This is a genomic window from Pedobacter sp. N36a (assembly GCF_014472395.1).
GTDB lineage: Bacteria > Bacteroidota > Bacteroidia > Sphingobacteriales > Sphingobacteriaceae > Pedobacter.
Map to the genome: position 1 here is coordinate 26257 of NZ_JACSZW010000004.1, position 19337 is coordinate 45593.

At 40.5% G+C, this 19337-nt stretch carries 13 protein-coding genes; 8 read left to right on the top strand and 5 right to left on the bottom strand.

Features of this window, described 5'->3' with window-relative positions:
• Nucleotides 1–5: 5 nt before the first annotated feature.
• Nucleotides 6–1043, bottom strand: a complete 1038-nt coding sequence (pheS, locus tag H9X96_RS09030) for a phenylalanine--tRNA ligase subunit alpha (RefSeq protein ID WP_187665974.1) — start codon at nucleotides 1041–1043, stop codon at nucleotides 6–8.
• Nucleotides 1044–1147: 104 nt separating this feature from the next.
• Nucleotides 1148–2335, bottom strand: coding sequence for a glycine C-acetyltransferase (kbl, locus tag H9X96_RS09035; protein WP_187665975.1), 1188 nt, complete (start codon nucleotides 2333–2335; stop codon nucleotides 1148–1150).
• A gap of 141 nt (nucleotides 2336–2476) precedes the next feature.
• Here kbl and H9X96_RS09040 point away from each other — a divergent pair, with 141 nt between their 5' ends.
• Nucleotides 2477–4927, top strand: coding sequence for a DUF5686 and carboxypeptidase regulatory-like domain-containing protein (locus H9X96_RS09040; protein ID WP_187665976.1), 2451 nt, complete (start codon nucleotides 2477–2479; stop codon nucleotides 4925–4927).
• 58 nt (nucleotides 4928–4985) lie between these two features.
• On the opposite strand, the gene H9X96_RS09045 is transcribed toward H9X96_RS09040, so the two are convergent.
• Nucleotides 4986–5720: a hypothetical protein gene (locus tag H9X96_RS09045; RefSeq protein WP_187665977.1), complete on the bottom strand. Its 735-nt coding sequence runs from the start codon at nucleotides 5718–5720 to the stop codon at nucleotides 4986–4988.
• Between the two features lie 122 nt (nucleotides 5721–5842).
• Between H9X96_RS09045 and H9X96_RS09050 the strand changes: the two genes are divergently transcribed.
• Complete coding sequence (locus H9X96_RS09050; RefSeq protein WP_187665978.1) at nucleotides 5843–6529, top strand: helix-turn-helix transcriptional regulator; 687 nt, start codon at nucleotides 5843–5845, stop codon at nucleotides 6527–6529.
• Here H9X96_RS09050 and H9X96_RS09055 read toward each other — a convergent pair.
• The gene (locus H9X96_RS09055) at nucleotides 6520–7491 is read right to left on the bottom strand and encodes a D-glycerate dehydrogenase (RefSeq protein WP_187665979.1); all 972 of its coding nucleotides are present in this window, start codon (nucleotides 7489–7491) and stop codon (nucleotides 6520–6522) included. The two genes, H9X96_RS09050 and H9X96_RS09055, sit on opposite strands and share 10 nt — an antisense overlap.
• A gap of 106 nt (nucleotides 7492–7597) precedes the next feature.
• On the bottom strand, nucleotides 7598–8794 hold the full coding sequence (locus H9X96_RS09060) for an aminopeptidase C (RefSeq protein ID WP_187665980.1): 1197 nt from the start codon (nucleotides 8792–8794) through the stop codon (nucleotides 7598–7600).
• Nucleotides 8795–8942: 148 nt separating this feature from the next.
• Here H9X96_RS09060 and H9X96_RS09065 point away from each other — a divergent pair, with 148 nt between their 5' ends.
• The 6 genes from H9X96_RS09065 (at nucleotide 8943) to H9X96_RS09090 (ending at nucleotide 19287) form a co-directional block, all read left to right on the top strand.
• Nucleotides 8943–9728, top strand: coding sequence for an SDR family oxidoreductase (locus tag H9X96_RS09065; RefSeq protein WP_187665981.1), 786 nt, complete (start codon nucleotides 8943–8945; stop codon nucleotides 9726–9728).
• Between the two features lie 73 nt (nucleotides 9729–9801).
• The gene (locus H9X96_RS09070) at nucleotides 9802–10740 is read left to right on the top strand and encodes a rhodanese-related sulfurtransferase (protein WP_187665982.1); all 939 of its coding nucleotides are present in this window, start codon (nucleotides 9802–9804) and stop codon (nucleotides 10738–10740) included.
• A gap of 15 nt (nucleotides 10741–10755) precedes the next feature.
• Complete coding sequence (locus tag H9X96_RS09075) at nucleotides 10756–13659, top strand: triple tyrosine motif-containing protein (RefSeq protein ID WP_187665983.1); 2904 nt, start codon at nucleotides 10756–10758, stop codon at nucleotides 13657–13659.
• 249 nt (nucleotides 13660–13908) lie between these two features.
• Nucleotides 13909–16941: a TonB-dependent receptor gene (locus tag H9X96_RS09080; RefSeq protein ID WP_187665984.1), complete on the top strand. Its 3033-nt coding sequence runs from the start codon at nucleotides 13909–13911 to the stop codon at nucleotides 16939–16941.
• A gap of 11 nt (nucleotides 16942–16952) precedes the next feature.
• On the top strand, nucleotides 16953–18440 hold the full coding sequence (locus H9X96_RS09085) for a RagB/SusD family nutrient uptake outer membrane protein (RefSeq protein ID WP_187665985.1): 1488 nt from the start codon (nucleotides 16953–16955) through the stop codon (nucleotides 18438–18440).
• Nucleotides 18441–18459: 19 nt separating this feature from the next.
• Entirely contained in the window at nucleotides 18460–19287 is an 828-nt protein-coding gene (locus H9X96_RS09090; protein WP_187665986.1) for a LamG domain-containing protein, read from the top strand.
• Nucleotides 19288–19337 lie beyond the last annotated feature (50 nt).

A 19337-nucleotide genomic window follows, 5' to 3' on the forward strand; every position in this document is an offset into this window, starting at 1 on the left:
TTAGGTTAGATCAACGATGTTTTATATTGTTTCAAAAAGCGAGCGTCATTCTCAGAGAACAACCTCAGATCTTTGATTTCAAACTTTAAGTTAGCTACACGTTCGATTCCCATTCCAAAAGCAAAACCGCTAAATTTCTTTGAATCGATGCCACAGTTTTCCAATACATTCGGATCTACCATACCGCAGCCGAGAATCTCTACCCAGCCACTTTGCTTACACAGCTGACATCCAGCACCTTTACATATTGTACAAGAGATATCCATTTCAGCAGAAGGCTCTGTAAAAGGGAAATAGGAAGGGCGGAAACGAACTTTTGTTCCCTCTCCATACAATTCCTGTACAAAATAGAATAACGTCTGCTTTAAGTCGGCGAATGAAACATTCTCATCCACATACAAACCTTCTATCTGGTGGAAGAAACAGTGTGCTCTTGCCGAGATCGCTTCGTTACGATACACACGACCTGGCATAATCGCTCTGAATGGCGGTTTTCCTTCTTCCATCATTCTCACCTGAACTGAGGAGGTATGGGTACGCAAAGCGATATCCCCCTTTTCTCCACCTTTCTTAATAAAGAAAGTATCCTGCATATCACGTGCCGGATGTTCTTCAGGGAAGTTCAATGCAGAGAAGTTATGCCAATCGTCCTCAATCTCGGGACCTTCAGCCACAATAAAGCCTAATTTGTTAAAAATTTCGACGATCTCTCTTCTCACCAATGCCAGTGGATGACGGGCACCGATTTCGAAACCTTCACCAGGTAAGCTCAGGTCTAAACCTAGATCTGTATGGGTATCGATTACTTCAGTTTGATCTTTAAGCGTTTGATATTTAGCTTCCGCCAATTGTTTAAATTCGTTTAAAACTTTACCCAGGACTCTTTTTTCCTCAGGTGAAACCGCCTTAAACTCATCGAAAATATCTTTGATGATTCCTTTTGTACCCAGGAACTTGATTCGGAATTGCTCTAACTCATCCGCGTTATCCGTAGAAAACGCATTTATTTCAGCTGTATATTGTGTTATCTTCTCTTGTAACATGAGGTCAAATATACAGCTATTTATATAATATTTTTATAATCGCTGAGTCCAAAAATCAACTTGAACGTCATGCCCGAGTAGAAATTGGACTCAGCGTTAATGTTTTAGATCACACCAAGTGCTTTACCTACTTTCGTAAATGCTGCAATTGCTTTATCTAAATGATGCTGCTCATGAGCAGCAGAAAGCTGTACGCGGATTCTAGCCTTGCCCTGCGCCACTACTGGATAGTAGAAACCAACCACATAAATACCTTCTTCCAGCATTTTAGCAGCGAATTCCTGTGCTAATTTCGCATCATAAAGCATCACCGGAACAATCGGGTGAGCACCTTCTTTGATATCAAAACCAGCTTCGGTCATTTTCTTACGGAAATAAACCGTGTTACTTTCTAATTTATCTCTTAAATCAGTTGTTTCACTTAACATATCCAATACTGCAACAGAAGCACCTGCAATTGCCGGAGCCAAAGTGTTAGAGAATAAATATGGACGTGAACGCTGACGTAACATGTCAATAATTTCTTTTTTACCAGCAGTAAAACCTCCGGATGCACCACCCAAAGCTTTACCTAAAGTACCTGTAATGATGTCTACTCTGTCCATCACGTTAAAATGCTCATGGGTTCCACGACCAGTTTTTCCGATAAAACCTGTACAGTGTGATTCATCAATCATCACCAATGCTTCATATTTATCTGCTAAATCACAGATTTTATCTAATGGGGCGATCACACCGTCCATAGAAAAAGCACCATCGGTAACGATAATACGGTGTCTTGCATCTTTAGCAGCAATTAATTGTGCTTCCAGATCAGCCATATCCGCATTTTTATACCTGAAACGTTTTGCTTTACACAAACGTACGCCATCAATAATAGAAGCGTGGTTCAATTCATCAGAGATGATGGCATCCTGATCATTTAGCAGCGGTTCAAAAACACCACCATTTGCATCAAAAGCCGCAGCGTATAAAATGGTATCTTCTGTACCTAAGAATTTAGATAATTTCTCTTCCAACTCTTTATGTACATCCTGAGTACCGCAGATGAAACGTACTGAAGACATTCCGTAGCCATATTTATCGATAGCTTTCTTAGCTGCCTCCGTTACACGTGGATCAGAAGATAAACCTAAGTAGTTATTAGCACAGAAGTTGATCACTTCCTGGCCAGTACTAATTTTGATATCTGCACCTTGTGGGGTAACAATCACACGTTCACGCTTAAATAAACCGTCTTTTTCTATTTGCTCCAATTCTTGTTGAAGAACAGGTTGTAATGTTTTATACATACTATTATTTGCTTGTTGCAACCAAAGTTATAAAAATATCGTCTTACCTGAACAACCTTGTACAATACCCATTAACAAACTTTAACAAAAGTTTGCTGTTAACTAGCAATACATATCCGATATTTAGGCATTAATCCATTTATGAAGAAAATCCAATTTACGCTTTTACTGATGTTTGTCGCAACCAGCGCACTATTTGCTCAGGAATTCAAATTAAAAGGCAATATTAAAGATACAAATGGAGATGTCGTTCCTTTTGCTTCTGTATATGTTAAAAACACCACAAAAGGTACTTCTGCAAATGTGGATGGTATTTATGCGCTTGCTTTAAATAAAGGCAGCTTTACGATTGTCTACAAAGCCATTGGTTATAAGGCCGTAGAAAAGAACGTTACGATTACGGAAGAAACTATAGAAAATGCGGTTTTAAACCAGGAATCCTACAGCCTGTCCGGGGTCACCATTGATGGAAATGCAGAAGATCCTGCCTACGAAATTATCCGTCAGGCCATCAAAAAAAGAAAACAGCATTTAACAGAAATCCCGGCTTATACCGCTGATGTATACATTAAAGGCGTTCAAAAGCTTGTTGGTGCCCCAAAGAAATTCTTTGGCAGAGACATTCAGAAAACACTCAATCTGGATACCAATAGAAAAGGAATCCTTTATTTATCAGAATCTACTTCTCTATTCTCTTTCGAACTCCCGGATAAAATACATGAAGAGATGATTTCCTCTAAGGTAGCCGGCAGAAACAATGCCTTCAGTTTCAATAAAGCATCAGATTTGATCATTAATTTCTATCAGAATATTTTGCTGGAAAATACACTCAGCGCACGCGGCTTTGTATCACCTATTGCCGATAATGCCCTATCCTTTTATAAATATAAGTTATTGGGTGTGGTGATTGAAAATGGGAAAACCGTGAACAAGATTGAAGTCACCCCAAAAAGAGACCATGATCCAGTTTTCCATGGGATCATTTACATCATTGATGACAATTGGCATTTAGTGAATGCGGATGTATACCTGACCAAAAGTTCCGGTATCAATTTAATAGATACCTTAAAAATTTCCCAGCAATTTCTGAAGGTTGAACAGGCCTATCTGCCTTCCAATATCAACTTCCAATTTAATGGGAATGTATTTGGCTTTAAATTCGAAGGCTATTACGTAGGAGTTTACAGCAATTATGACACGCATCCAAAATTCCCAAAAAACTACTTTAATGGGGAGATTTTAAAAGTGACCAAGGCAGTCAATAAAAAAGACTCTTTGTTTTGGTTAAATAACCGGCCTATCCCCCTTACCCAGGATGAAAGTCGTGATTACATCAGAAAAGATAGCCTTGCTGCCTTAAAGACATCCAAACGTTTCCTGGATTCTTTAGAAAGGGCAAATAATAAACCGGGACCCTTTAAGCTATTGATTGGTGGTTATACCTTAAACAACCGCTATGACAAGAAAAGTTTAAGGTTTGACCCGATCTTGCCGGCTTTATTTTACAATACAGTAGAAGGTTTTGGGATGAGGTATGGCATTACGTATACAAAACGTCTGGAATATGGTGAATATTATCAAATCAGACCTGAGGTACGTTATGGCCTATCTAACAAAGAACTAACGGCATCCATTAGTGGAACTTATTATTATGATGCGGTTAAACGTGCTAGCATTACGGCTAGCGGCGGATCTGGAATCTTCGATTTGAACAACCTTGGTAGTATGAGTTTGATCGGAAACTCCTTCAACTCCCTCCTCTTTGAAACCAACTTCTCTAAATTTTATAAGAAAGAATTTGTAAACATTGGAACCGAAAGGGAGCTGGCCAATGGTTTAATGGGTAGCCTAAAAGTAAATTACAGCAAAAATCACAATTTAGTAAATACCAGTAGTTATAAAATCAGGGATTTGAAGGATGAGGAATTTACCTCCAATAACCCATTTACTCCTGAAACGGAGACACCTTTATTCCCCACTTATGAATCGTTCAGTGTTGATGCTTCCTTAAAATATACACTAGGGCAAAAATATATGACGATGCCTGATCGGAAGATCTACCTGGAGTCAAAATACCCAACCTTTAGTTTATCCTATAAGAAAGGCATCAAGGGCCTGATGAGCAGTGATGTGGATTATGACCTCATCTCTGCTGAAATCTTCCAAAATAGAATAAGTGCCGGATTATGGGGGTACTCTTCTATGGTGATTGGTGCGGGTAAGTTTTTAAACAATAACCAAGTGTATTATCCGGAGTTTAAACATTTCAGCGGTAACAATTCTTTGTTCAGTGTACCAAATATGAGAAAATTCTTATTTCTTGATTTCTATTTGTTCAGTACCGACCGCGAATATTTCGAGGCACATTTTGAGCATAACTTCTCCGGAAGGTTCAGCAGCAAAATACCGATTCTTCGTAAGTTGAAACTGGAAGAATTGTTAGGGGTAAGTTACCTGAGCCAGCCATTAAAGAGAAATTATACGGAGTTTTACTTCGGATTGCAGCGCCTGATCTTTAGAGCTGCTTACGGCTTTGCTTATGATGGTAATAAAAGAATCAATCATGGATTCCGATTGTCTTACGGATTCTAAAAACCTTTAAGAAATATTTATTGCTGAGGCTATAGGACAGCCTCAGCAATAAATCAGCTTAAACCGGTGTTAATCCATGTTGCTGAACAATACTCATGATCAAATGAGGTGGAAAAAACCGATAATCCTTGTTCTGAATCGCGACATCTACCGGCAGTACTTTCCATCCTTCATCTCCTTTGATGCGGAGTTCATACATGACATGAACCGTTTCCAACAACCGCTCCAGAAGCTCATGCATCGGAAAGGATACTTGACCATTTTCGCATTCATCAGACATCGGAATATCGCCAAGGCTATAGAACAACACCATGTCCAGTTCATCCTGCCATGCGGCTAAGGATTGATATTTAAAGAGCTGTTCAAATACCAGTTTCACATTGTTGATCTCCTCGTCTTCTAATACCCGGCAATATTTCATCTTGTCGTCTTTCATTCTTCTCCCAACTTCAATAAAGCCTTTCCTTCGCCACATTCCGGAAACCTGGAATAAGGGATCTCCTGCCTTCATGGACAGGTCAATCCGGTCGTTACTTAGGATCAGCCAGGCCATCTCCAGAAAGCGTGTGATGCGCTGGTGAATCGTAGCCTGCCGGGCAGGTTCATATAACTTGCCACTTTTATACGCTTTATTACTAAAGGCCAATGCAAAGAACAGCCTGAGTTCCTGCCTGAACAACTCTAAATCTGTGGCTTCAAAAAATTCTTCTACCACCAGCAAAGGGTTTTCTAACTCTTCATCTTCCAGGTACCTGAATCCAGGTACGCTCAGCATATCATATCTTCTTCTCATAATACATTTAATTAATTTATAGTATAACTTGTAAGCTTTAAAATATTATATTAGCTAAATAATTAATACAAGATTACATATAATTAATTGTAACAAAAATTAATGTGTATAAAATTAAAGCTATGAGGAAAAACATTTATTCAGAGAGCGACCAAGCTGGCGCCAGACTCAGGGAAATCCGTTATGCTAAGCAAATGACCCTGATACAATTCTACCATCCGATCACCAAACACATTGGAAATTGTTCTTCGATAGAAAGCGGAAGAAGGAATATCGGAAAAAGGTTATCGAAAGACCTCATTGATTACCACAAGATCAACCCAAGATATTTAAATACAGGAATGGGTGAAATGTTTTTAAGGTCGGCAGATTCGAATGAGCATTTGCCACAGGTAGAAGAAGGTGTACCTTATTTTAATGTAAACCTTGGTGAGATTACTGTAGGAGAACTCAATGTATTTCAGGAACCACCGGAGTACTACGTTAATTACCTGCCTTTTAATGACTGCGATGCTTATCTCCCTGTTTATGGAGACAGTATGTATCCTAAATTCAGCAATGGGGAAATCATTATTATCAAGGAGATTAAAAACAGGGAGGTGATTCAATGGGGAGAAGCCTATCTGATGGTAACGGATGAAGTTTCCAACAACATCACGACGGTAAAGCTTCTTTTTGAACATCAGGATCCGGAGCAGATTATACTGCGCTCCCTAAATCCGGATTATATGGGAGATACGGTCCTTCAGCGGAAGGCGATCAAACGTATATTTCTAGTGAAGGGCAAGGTGACCAGAAATCATTTATAGACTTCTGGATTTACAGGAAAAGGAATTTGTTCTCCTTTTAAACCTGCAATGACATTTCTGGCTGCTAAAATAGACATGGCGGCACGGGTTTCCTGGGTGGCGGAACCGATATGCGGCAGTACAGATACATTGGGCATTTGCAATAGTGGATGATCAGGTCTCATGGGTTCAGGGTTGGTGACGTCCAATCCTGCGCCCCAGATCGTTCTTTCTACCAGTGCTTTTAGCAAGTCTTCTTCTTGGTGAATGGCTCCTCTTGCGGTATTGATAAAGATCGCAGAGGGCTTCATGAGATTAAATGCGGCCCAGTCAAACTTACCCTCCGTCTCCGGAGTTAGGGCAGTATGCACTGTAAGCACATCGCTTTCCTGTAATAATGTTTCGAAGGATACCCATTCTACACCAAGCTCCTGCTCTGCGGATTCATTTCTTGAGCGGTTATGGTAAATTATATTCATTCCGAATGCGGCTTTACAGCATTTAGCCATTTCTAAACCAATTTTCCCCAGCCCGAAAACACCAAGTGTCTTCCCACGGAGTTCTATACCCAGATTGGCTGTAGGATCAAAAAATCCCCATTCTCCTTTTTCAATAGTTTTATGCAGGTAAAATGCTTTTCTGGAAGTAGCCAGCATCAATAAAAAGGCGGTATCTGCTGTTGCAGCACTCAATACTCCCGGCGTATTTCCGATAGGTATATTTAAAGAGGTTGCCGCAGCAACATCTACGTGGTCGAAGCCTACCGAGTGTAATGCAATTACTTTCAAATGGGAACAAGCCTGAAGAAACGCTGCATCCAGATTTGTACTCACACTCAATAAAGCATCGCTTTGCTTGCAATAAGCAATTAGCTCCTCCCGGGACAATGGCCTTTTCTCCTTCCATTCCTGAATTTCAATCCCTGCTTCTTCCAATAATACCCGACCTTCTTCAGGAATGACCCGTGTTATAAACACCTTCATAAATCTCACTTTATATATAAATCAACAACCAGCCCCACCAAATGTTCAGAAAATAAAAAAGACGGTCCAAATCATGGAACCGCCTTTCTCCTCCATCTTTATGGAATTAAAGACTTAATTTCTTACGAATATCTGAAGGAAGACCTTTTTTGTTTAATAAGAAAGCCGTGGTTTTGTATTTCACAAAGTTCTTGCTTACGTATAAGTATCCTTTATAATCGTTAGTTACACCCCATGAGTTCTTCACGATGTAATATTCTTTACCATTTTGATCTTTAGCGATACCAGTAATCTGCATACCGTGATCATCTGTAGTCTGATAGTTATCAAAAGCTGCCTGACGCATCTCCACAGTAATTTCTTTCTCTGGTTTAGGACCGTTGAACATCGTAGCGCGTTCTTCTTTAGACATATCTTCGAAATCTTTTTCCGGAACAAAGGCAACACCATTTTTCCAGCTAAAGCCTTTTTCGCTTACGTCAGTAGCCCATGCTACAGTATATCCTTTTTTCAATGCATTGTCGATCACTTTAGTAATGTCGTCCATCTGTACATTGTAAACCTGATCATAAGACCAGTTATCTGGCACCATTAATACCGCTTTAGTATAGTAAGGAGCAGTAGTGAAAGAAGATAGTTCTACATAATCAGCTGGGTTGATCCCTACTACTTCTTTAGCGAAAGTTTTAGGCGTATATTCTTTTCCTTCGAATGAGAATTTCTCTGGAACGGCACCTAAACATGAATCGATTGTAGCGATGTATTTAGTTTTCCAGGTTGGATCAAACTTTCCTGAAGGTGCATTTACTGCTTTTTCAAGAATAGCTTTAGTCAACTTGTTCATATCATCCGATTTATTAGCTGCTGTACCATAATTTCTACCGTCATAAGCAGATTGTGGCATTGCGCCATATAAAGCAAACATATTGATGACATCATGACAAGCACCGCCATCACCTAAGGTTAAAGCACCATGCATGCGTACGTAATTGATTCCTTTTTCAACATACACATTGCGTGCAGTAAAAATATCGGCAAGATCTACTGGCTTTTTACCTGCGCGAATCATTTCTGATTCTAAGAAAGAGTTGGTGCTGTAGCTCCAGCAAGTTCCTGAAGACTGTTGGTTCTTTACAGAAGTTGCTTCTGCATTGATTACTGGGGTAAAAGTGAAGCTATTTTTACTATCTGTACTGTGATTGTTGCTCAGTGCATTTACCAGGTTATCCTGAGCAAATACACTACCTGCGCTAAACAAAAGGCCTGCTGCCAACAGCACTGGTTTCATAGAAATTTTGGTCATTTTTTGTGTTTAAATTTATTCCGTCTCACAAATCACCCGCTGATTTATAATGACGAAGGCAAACTTAACAATATTCCAATCCTCCAACAACAGGATAAAAACATTGTTACCTCATAAATTTTCTATAAGTTTAAAATAAAACATCAAGATGAACATTTCATTAAAAGGAAAATACGCGTTAATCTGTGGTAGTACTCAAGGCATTGGATTGGCGACGGCAAAAGTTTTAGCGGGTTTAGGAGCCAATTGTATCTTAATGGCTAGAAATGAAGATGCATTGAAAGCGGCTGTTGCGCAACTCTTGCAAAATGGACAGCAGCAGCACAGCTATGCCATTGCGGATTTCTCTCAAAAGCAGGAGTTATCGGATGCCATCCATAACATTACTTCGAGTCACCCTGTTGCAATTTTAATCAACAATACAGGAGGTCCAAAAGCCGGCCCGATTACTAAAGCGAGCCCTGAAGATTTTGAATCTGCCTTTCAGCAGCATCTGGTGGGGAATCATTTGCTGGCTACAGCTGTACTTCCGGGGATGAAAAAATTAGGCTACGGCAGGATCATCAATATCATTTCTACTTCTATCAAAACACCTTTGCCAAATCTTGGCGTTTCCAATACCATCCGCGCAGCAGTGGCCTCCTGGGCAAAAACTTTATCCAATGAAGTAGGCATCTACCAGATCACCGTCAACAATATCTTACCAGGATTAACAGATACTACCAGACTGGGCAGTTTAATTGAAAGTACGGCTGCAAGCCAGCAAACGGATGTAGAAACCATTCAAAAAGGTATGATTTCCAGTATCCCGATGGCCAGATTCGGACAAGCAGAAGAAATTGCCAATGTGATTGCCTTCCTGGCATCTCCGGCAGCTTCCTATGTCACCGGAACCAGTATCAGAGTGGATGGAGGCAGAACCCCTGCGATTTAGCTTTTTCAATCTCGTTTATCTTTCTTAACTTTGTGCCACATTAAACGCTGTATGCAACAGTATCAATGATGATATGAAAAAATTCCAGACCATACTTTATTATTGCTATAGTCCTATAGCAAACGCAGAACAATTTGCTGCCACTCACCTTACTTTTTGTAAATCTTTAAGCCTTGTTGGCCGTATTATCGTGGCTGATGAAGGCCTCAACGGTACCATCTCGGGAACCACAAAAAATGTAGCAGCCTATATGGCGGCCATTCATGCGGATGAACGTTTTGCAAAAACTGAATTTAAGATTGACGAAGTAGATGAGCCTTCCTTCATTAAAATGCATTGCCGTTATAAAGACGAAATAGTGCATTCGGGATTAAAAGATCCGAACATCATCAATCCTAATCAGCGTACAGGGAAACACCTGGAGCCAGTAGAATTTCAAAAGATGATTAAAGAGGAAGGCGTGATCATCCTTGATGTGCGTTCTAACTATGAACACAATTTAGGCAGATTCAAAAATGCCATCACACTTGACATTGAGAACTTCAGGGACTTCCCGGAACAAATCAATGAACTGGCCAAATACAAAGACAAAAAAGTCCTAACCTACTGCACAGGCGGGATCAAATGCGAAAAAGCATCTGCACTCCTACTGCACCATGGTTTCAATGACGTATATCAATTACATGGCGGAATCGTCAAATATGGTAAAGAAGCCGGCGGAGAAGATTTTGATGGTAAATGTTATGTTTTCGACAACAGAATTGCAGTGGATGTGAATTCGGTAAACCCGAGCGTCGTATCTACCTGTTATTCTTGTGGAGTGGTAACACCGAAAATGATCAACTGCGCAAATCCAGAATGTAATGAGCACATTACACAATGTGATGCCTGTGGAGAAGAATTGGAAGGCTGCTGTTCTGCAGCTTGTACTACACACCCAAGAAAACGTCAATACGATGGAACCGGTTATTACGTTAAAGTACCTCAGCCAGTAAATACTGCTTCTAAATAGACGTTATCCGCATTCATGAAGAACAACCAAGGGAAATACCTTATATTATATATTTTATTTGCGCTGATTTCCCTTGCTGTTAAAGCAGACGATATTAAAAGTATCGGGGTTCCTTATGTCCAGAACTATCCAAAGTCACTTTACCTTTCCGGCAACCAAAACTGGTCGATCAGTAAAGGTAAAAATGGCATCCTTTATTTTGGAAATGCACAGGGTTTACTTACTTACGACGGCAAATACTGGCAGCAGTACAAGTTGCCCAACCGACAAATTGTAAGGTCTGTGCTTGCTGCCCCTTCTGAAATCATCTATACCGGGGGGTTTGGAGAATTAGGTTATTGGTCCTATAAAAACGATAAATTAACCTATACCTCTTTAACGAAACTTGTTCCTAAGGAACACCCGGTAAAAGACGAGATCTGGAAAATCTGTTCCGACGGAAAAAAGGTCATTTTTCAGTCTTTCTCTACCATTTACATCTACGAGAACAATAAAATAAAAGCGATTAATGCCTCCAAGCCTTTTCTATTCCTACATCAAGTGGGAAAAAGGTTCTTTGTGGAGGTCTTGAGCAGTGGTTTATTTGAATTAAAAGGCGATCAGCTGATCCCATTAAAAGGCAGTACCCCTGCAAATTCAACAGATGTATTGTCCATATTACCTTATCAGCAGGATAAATTGCTGATTGGCACCAGTAAGGATGGTTTATTCCTCTATGATGGTCAGACTTTCAGCCAATTTAACACCCCCGCTAATAACTTCCTAAAAACCTTCCAGCTCAACAATGGGGTAAAGGTTTTAAATAAGTATTACGCTTATGGTACCATCTTAAACGGATTAATCATTCTTGATGATCAGGGAAATGTGGTTCAGCAGATCAACAAATCCAGCGGTCTGCAAAATAATACCGTGCTGAGTCTTTATGCCGATGAGGATCAGAACCTCTGGGCAGGGCTCGATAATGGAATAGACCGCATAGAATTAAACTCTCCTTTATACTTTTACTTCGATAAAACCGGTCAGTTTGGAACTGTTTACTCCAGTCTGATTTACCACAATACGATTTACTTAGGAACCAATCAGGGCTTGTTCTATAGTCCCTGGAAATCCGGTACACAAAATACCTTCAATTCTTTTGATTTCAAATTGATTCCACATTCTCAGGGACAGGTATGGGAGCTGACGGTCATTGATGGTCAATTGATCTGCGGACATAACAATGGAACTTTTAATGTAACCGGCAATAAGTTAGAGAAAATATCCAGTGCCAATGGAGGCTGGACTATCAAGAAACTCGATGACGGACAGGATTGTCTGATTCAGGGTACCTATAACGGTCTGGTCATTTACAAGAAAGATGCCAAGGGATTGTGGCGCTACCACAACAAGGTAGCCAATTTTGATGCGCCTTCCAGATATGTGGAACGAGATAGTAAAGGCGACATTTGGGTGAGCCATGCTTACAAAGGACTGTATAAACTCACGCTGAGTGCAGACCTGAGTAAAGTAATCGCCACAAGAACATACAACGAGAAAAACGGTTTGCCTGACGACTACAACATCAACATCTTCAAGATCGAAAATAACCTTGTCTTTTCTTCAGATCAGGGCTTTTATATCTATGATGACATCAGCAACCGCTTTAAGAACTACAAAGAACTCAATAAGGAGCTAAAAGGCTTTGCCACTGCCAACAAAATTATTAGTGCTGGTAAAGCTAAATACTGGTTCATCAACCGGGGCAAAATGGCCTTAGTGAACCTCACAGAATCCGGCAAACTCAGTATTGACTCCAACAGGTTCAACATCCTGGATGGGAGAATGGTTCAGTATTATGAAAACATCAGCAAAATCAGTGAAAATATCTATCTGATCAGCGTTGATGATGGTTTCGTGATTTACAATGGGAACAACGTCCCTGCAAATCTGAAGAAACAAAACTTACCAGCAGTACTGATCAGGAAAATAGAAGACATCACAGATACTTATCAGGTACTGACTGAAATTGGAAGTACAGCCTCCAAAATGCAAATCCCTTATTCCAGAAATAATATCCGCATTTCCTATGCCCTACCCTATTACCGACAGGCAAAAATCAAGTTTCAATACTTTTTAGAGGGCTATTCAAAACAGTGGTCCGAATGGAGCACGGCTTCACAGAAGGATTTCACGAACCTTAGTCAGGGGGACTATACCTTCCGGGTACGTGCTCAAATCAATGACCAGGTGCTGCCTGAAGAAACTACCTTTGAATTCCAGGTGCTACCACCATTCTATGCCAGCAATTGGGCCATCGCATTTTATGGACTTTGCGGCATTGCCTTGTTCATCGCGGCAAAACGGCTTTATGAACTCAAATTAAAGAGAGATCAGGAAGCTATTGAGAAGAAAATACAGGCAGAAAAAGAAATCTTCTTAAAGAAAGAGGCGGAAGCGAATGAACGTCAGATTATCAAACTGCAGACCGAAAAACTACAGGTAGAACTAGCCAGTAAAAATAGGGAACTGGCAAATTCGGCCATGAGTCTGGTCTATAAAAATGAATTGCTGCAGAAGCTCAGTCAGGAGATTGCTAAACTAAAAGATGGCCAGGGTAAACCGCTCTCGGAAGATCAGTCGAGGAAGATTCAAAAGGTAATTGATGAAGGGATGAATGACGAACGCGACTGGCATCTATTCGAAGGTAGTTTCAATGAAGCCCATGAGAATTTCTTCAAAAAACTAAAAGGTAATCATCCGGATCTCGTACCGAATGACCTGAAACTATGTGCCTATTTACACATGAATATGAGCAGTAAAGAAATGGCATCTTTACTGAACATTTCTCTGAGAGGAGTAGAAATCCGCAGATACAGGCTACGGAAAAAGCTTGAAATACCCCATGATAAGAACCTTGTAGAGTTCTTAATGGAGCTATAACACTACATCATTACTACACAAAGCATCTATTTCAACCCCACAAACCTTCATTTTTTTTCATGGAGCAGAAAGCCCTATCTATCTCATTTAAATCTCATGAATGAGGTTTTTGGACCAAAAACCGCCATAGAAAACAGGCTAAAGACACTACACACAGCTGCTGACGTATTCATGTATAGGTCGAAATTTTGCAATAACCCGAATAGTAATAGAGATTTAACCATCAAATAAAACATAACCTAAACGAGCATGAAAAGAATCTTTACAAAATTTTCTGTTTTAGCATTTCTCTGTTTTCTTTTTAATTATTCTGCATTTGCACAGCAGATTACTATAAAAGGGAAGGTAACAGACGGCGGTGATAAAACTACTATTCCAGCTGTAAGTATACAGGTAAAAGGAGCAGCAACAGGAACACAAACAGACGCCAATGGAAACTATTCCATCAGCGCGCCGGCAACGGCCACTTTGGTGTTCACCTATATCGGCTATACCACACAAGAGGTTCCGGTAAACAACAGAACTACGATTAATGTGACCATGGCTTCTTCTTCACAGGACCTGGAACAGGTAGTGGTAATCGGTTACGGTACACAAAGAAAAATCGATGTGACAGGTTCCGTAGCCACCGTTAAAGGAGAGGAAATTTCCAAGCAAGCTTCTGTAAATCCAGTAAGTGCTTTACAAGGTAAAGTGGCCGGGGTTTCGATCACCAATAATGGTGCTCCAGGTGCGGCTCCACTCATCACGATCCGTGGTACTGGTACCATTTATGGCAATACAGGTGTGCTTTATGTAGTAGATGGTGTTTGGTATGACGACATTAGTTTTCTAAATCCAGCAGACATCTCCAACATGAGTATCCTGAAAGATGCCTCCAGTTTATCCATCTTCGGCATCAGAGCTGCCAATGGTGTGGTTTTAGTAACGACTAACAGAGGTAAAAAGGGCAATGCGATCGTGAATTACAACGGAACATTTGGCTTACAGAGTGTAACCAATCCCGTAAAAATGGCGGATGCCACCCAATATGCTACCATCATTAATGAAATTTACGCTTCTAAAAAAGAAGACCCGCTCTTTAAAGATCCTGCTTCTTTTGGAAAAGGGACAGATTGGTATGGTCAAATCCTTAGAAACGCACAGGTAAATAACCATCAGCTATCCATCAGCGGTGGCGGTGAGAAAAACATTTACAATTTGTCCCTTGGTTATTTAGATCAGGACGGTATCGTAAAAGGCAACAATTACACCCGATATACTGCAAGATTAACCAGCGAATTCCAGGTACTAAAACCTTTAAAAGTAGGTTACAATGTTTCAGGAACCGCAAGTAATTCTAAAGATATTGACAACGTTATATTTCGTCAGATGTTTACTGCCGGACCTGTAGTCCCTGTTTATTATGCAGATGGTACTTACGGAGATCCTAATGATTTTGGTCTGGGTAGTGGCGCAGGTGCCAATCCACAAGCAACGATTGATTACTTCAATAGAAGGTCGAAAAACTATAAATTCACTGGAAATATCTATGCAGAACTGGAAATTCTTAAAAACTTTACTTTCAAAACCAGTTTTGGCGGTGATTTCTCACAGGCTGAAGTAAGAAGCTATACTCCGGTTTATAAAGCAACGAATGCACAGCGTAATGAAACCAGTGCATTAGGAATCGACAGAACAGAAGATAGAAACTGGATCGTTGAAAACACGCTGACTTACAAAAACACCTTTGGTGACCATAATTTAACGGTATTAGCAGGACAAACTGCACAACGCAACAAAAATTACATACTCAATGCTAGATCCTTAAATGTTCCTTACTCTAGTGAAGGAGATCTTTACCTGAGTTTAGGAGATGCAGCAGGACGTTCTATATCTGATGATGGTAATCTGTATACCGCAGCCTCTTATTTTGGTCGTGTAAATTATTCTTATAAAGACCGTTACCTGCTAAATGCTTCGATGCGTACAGATGGTTCCTCAAAATTCTATTCTAATGGAAATCCATGGGGTTATTTCCCTTCTATTGGAGCAGGTTGGGTCATCAGCAATGAATCTTTCATGCAAGGTCAGCAGATTTTCAGCAATTTGAAAATTCGCGGTAGCTGGGGTAAAATCGGAAATGCAGGAGTTCCTACAAATCCAACGCTGCAAACTATATCTCAAAAAGGTGGTTATGTAGCTTATTTCAATGGCATTCCTTATACTGGTAAATCTATCGATCAGCTTACCCCACCGTTTATCGTTTGGGAGCGCAGTTCAGGTACTGACATAGGCTTAGAAGCTGGATTTTTAAGCAACAGATTGAGCATTGAAGCAGATTATTATAACAAAGTAACTGAACGTGCTATTTTTGAAATTCCAGTATCAGCAGATCTGGGATTAGGAGCAGCAAAGCAAGTGGGCAATCAGGCTGACCTTAGAAACCGTGGATTCGAATTCACCGCAAACTGGAGAGATAAAACTGAGGGCGGTTTAACTTATTCCATCAGTGGAAACTTCGGTTACAACCAAAACAAAGTTCTTTCAGTAGTAACGGGTAAAAACCCAATTTACAGTGGTGGTGAAGGATTAGCGAATGGCTCTCTTGCGACACGTACTATTCTAGGAGGTGCGATTGGCGAGTTCTATGGCTATAAAGTGGAGGGAATCTTCCAAAATGCAGCAGAAGTTTTGGCTTCTGTTCAAAAAGATGCGCAGCCGGGAGATTTCAAATATGTAGATCAAAATGGTGATGGTGTAATTGATGGGAAAGACCGCATCACTCTTGGCAGTGCAAACCCTAAATTCAATTATGCTTTAAATACTAGTTTTGCTTATAAAAATTTCGACCTGTCTCTGGACATCCAGGGTGTTGCAGGAATCAGCATTTACAATGCAAACCTAGGCGTTAGATATGGCAATGAGAATTTCACTGAAGACTTCTTTAAAAACAGATGGCATGGTGAAGGTACCTCTAATACCTACCCTTCAGCAAACATAGGAACCACTAAAAATTCGGCGCCAAACTCCTTCTTTGTCGAAAAAGGGGATTATATCAGGTTAAGAAATGTACAAATCGGCTATACCTTACCTGCTCACTTAATGAGCAAGTGGAAAATGCAAAAGGTAAGGGTATTTGCTAATGCTCAAAACCCAGTAAATCTATTTGGATACAAAGGCTTTAGCCCGGAAATTGGAAAACCTACCGTGGGTAACTATTCTCCAACAAGTGCAGGTATAGATGCAAATGTATACCCTTTGTATGCTACTTATAACTTAGGTCTAAACGTTACTTTTTAATTGATTCGGAAATGAAAATATATAACCTTAATGCGCTGCGTAAAGCAGGTGCAATAGTCATCACAGGTACGATCTTACTCAGTACTTCTTGTACAAAAAGCTTTTTAGATGTTCCACCGCAAGCCAAACAACCCACTGAAACCTTCTGGAAATCTCAGGATGATGCACAAGCCGGTGTATATGCCATTTATGGCAATTTACGCAGCTGGGCGAACACTGCATTTCCAGCACTTGCCGTAGAGAGCATTGCTTCTGATGAAGCTGATAAAGGAAGTTCTACAAATGACGCCAGTTACCTGAACGATTTTGAAAACTTTCTTGTTACCTCTACCGATGGACAGGTACTTGGATTCTGGGAAGGTCAATATCAGAACATCAATCTTTGTAATCAGGTTTTGGATAATGTCCCAGCCATAGAAATGGATGCGAATTTAAAAAGTCGCCTCCTTGCGGAAGCTAAATTTGTAAGGGCTTATTCTTATTTCAGACTGGTAAGAGCTTTTGGGGGCGTAAGGTTACACCTGACCGTTCCAAAAACTCCGGAACAGTTTAACATGCCAAGAAGTTCCAAAGCAGAAGTGTACGCAGTTATTGAAAAAGATCTTGATGATGCTGCAGCAGTATTGCCGGCAACTTATCCAACAGCAGATCTTGGTCGTGCAACTAAAGGGGCCGCATTAGCCCTGCATGCAAAAGTAGCCATGTATCAACAAAAATGGCCATTGGTGTTGAGCTTAACCAATACAGTAATGGGCTTAGGATATAGCCTCCTTCCAGATTACGAATCTTTATTCCGTTTGAACCATGAGAACAGCTCAGAATCTATATTTGAGATTCAATGTGAGTATAACCCTGGTACAAAAGACGCGAGTAATAGTCAGTATGCACAGGTACAAGGCGTAAGAGATCAAACCGGTTATTGGGGTTTCAATACGCCTTCATTAGCCTTAGTAAGTGCTTTTGAAGATGGTGATCCACGTAAAGAAGGTACGATTCTTTTTGTGGGCAACACCACTCCTCAAGGTGATTTAATCATTTCAGCTCCTGGAGATCCTACAAGATACAACCACAAACCATATGTTCCTTTTGCGACACCTTTCGACAGTAACAACCCAAGAGGTGGACAGCAAAATGTAAGGGTGATCCGTTACTCAGATGTATTGTTAATGAATGCAGAGGCTGCCAATGAATTGGGAAATTCTGGTCAGGCCATTTCTTCTTTAGAACAAGTAAGGTTAAGAGCAAGACAGGGAAATCCAGCAATCTTGCCAAAAGTAACTACTACAGACCAGACTGCACTTCGCACAGCGATCTATCATGAAAGACATGTAGAATTGGCGATGGAATCAGATCGTTATTTCGATGTGATCCGTCAGGGACGTGCAGCTGCAGTATTTGGTCCTAAAGGTTGGAAAGCGAATAAAAATGAAGTATGGCCAATTCCAAATACTCAGATTGAACTGAGTGTAGGTGTCCTAACACAAAACCCAGGTTATTAATCTCATTCAACGAAAAGAAATGAAAACAAGATTATTCTATATATTGTCAGCAGCAGCCCTTTCCTTAGCGGTTAGCTCCTGTACAAAAAAATTCGATCCTTCCAGTTATGCACCAGCATTAAATATTGGTGGCTATACCAGCAGCAAAGAAGTGGCTTCAAAAAACCTGGTTGCGCACTGGGCTTTCGAAGGCAGCTTAATTGACAGTGTATCTAAAGTTAGCGGTGTATCTACCAGCACCTCTTTTGCCTTAGGAACGAAGGGCAGTGCTTTACAAGGATCCGCAGCAGGATACGTGATTTCTGATACGCCAGCAGAAGTACAGAAACTAAAAAGTTTTACCACTACTTTATGGTTTAACTCTGACCTGAATACTGGTGCAACGGGTTTGATTGACATTGCAAACTCAGCAGCAGGATGGGGTAATTTAGTCATCTTCCTGGAGAATGGTGGCGATGCTGCCAATGGAGTCCTTCAATTCCGTGTGAACAACAACGGCGTACTGACACAATCCGAAAACTTTAAGGTTCCAGGTATCTGGAAAAAATGGACGCACCTGGCTTTGAGTTATGATCAGGTAAGTTCTACTTTCATCATTTACATCAATGGAGGGAAATTAAAAGCACTTACTGTTCCTAACAACGGGCCCTTAACTTTCCAGAATGCAACGAAAATGGTCTTTGGAACACTACAGTTTCAAACCACACCAAGTTTAACCTCTGCCGCTGGCAAAGAAAGCTGGGCAGCTAACTTAACCGGTAAGCTGGATGAAGTGCGTATCTACAACAAAGCATTGACTGCTGATGAAATCGGTGCCTTATCTAAATTAGAGAGTAAAGGAAAATAACCCAGAAAATCCATCATCAAGCGTTGCAGGCTAGTTCTGCAACGCTTTTT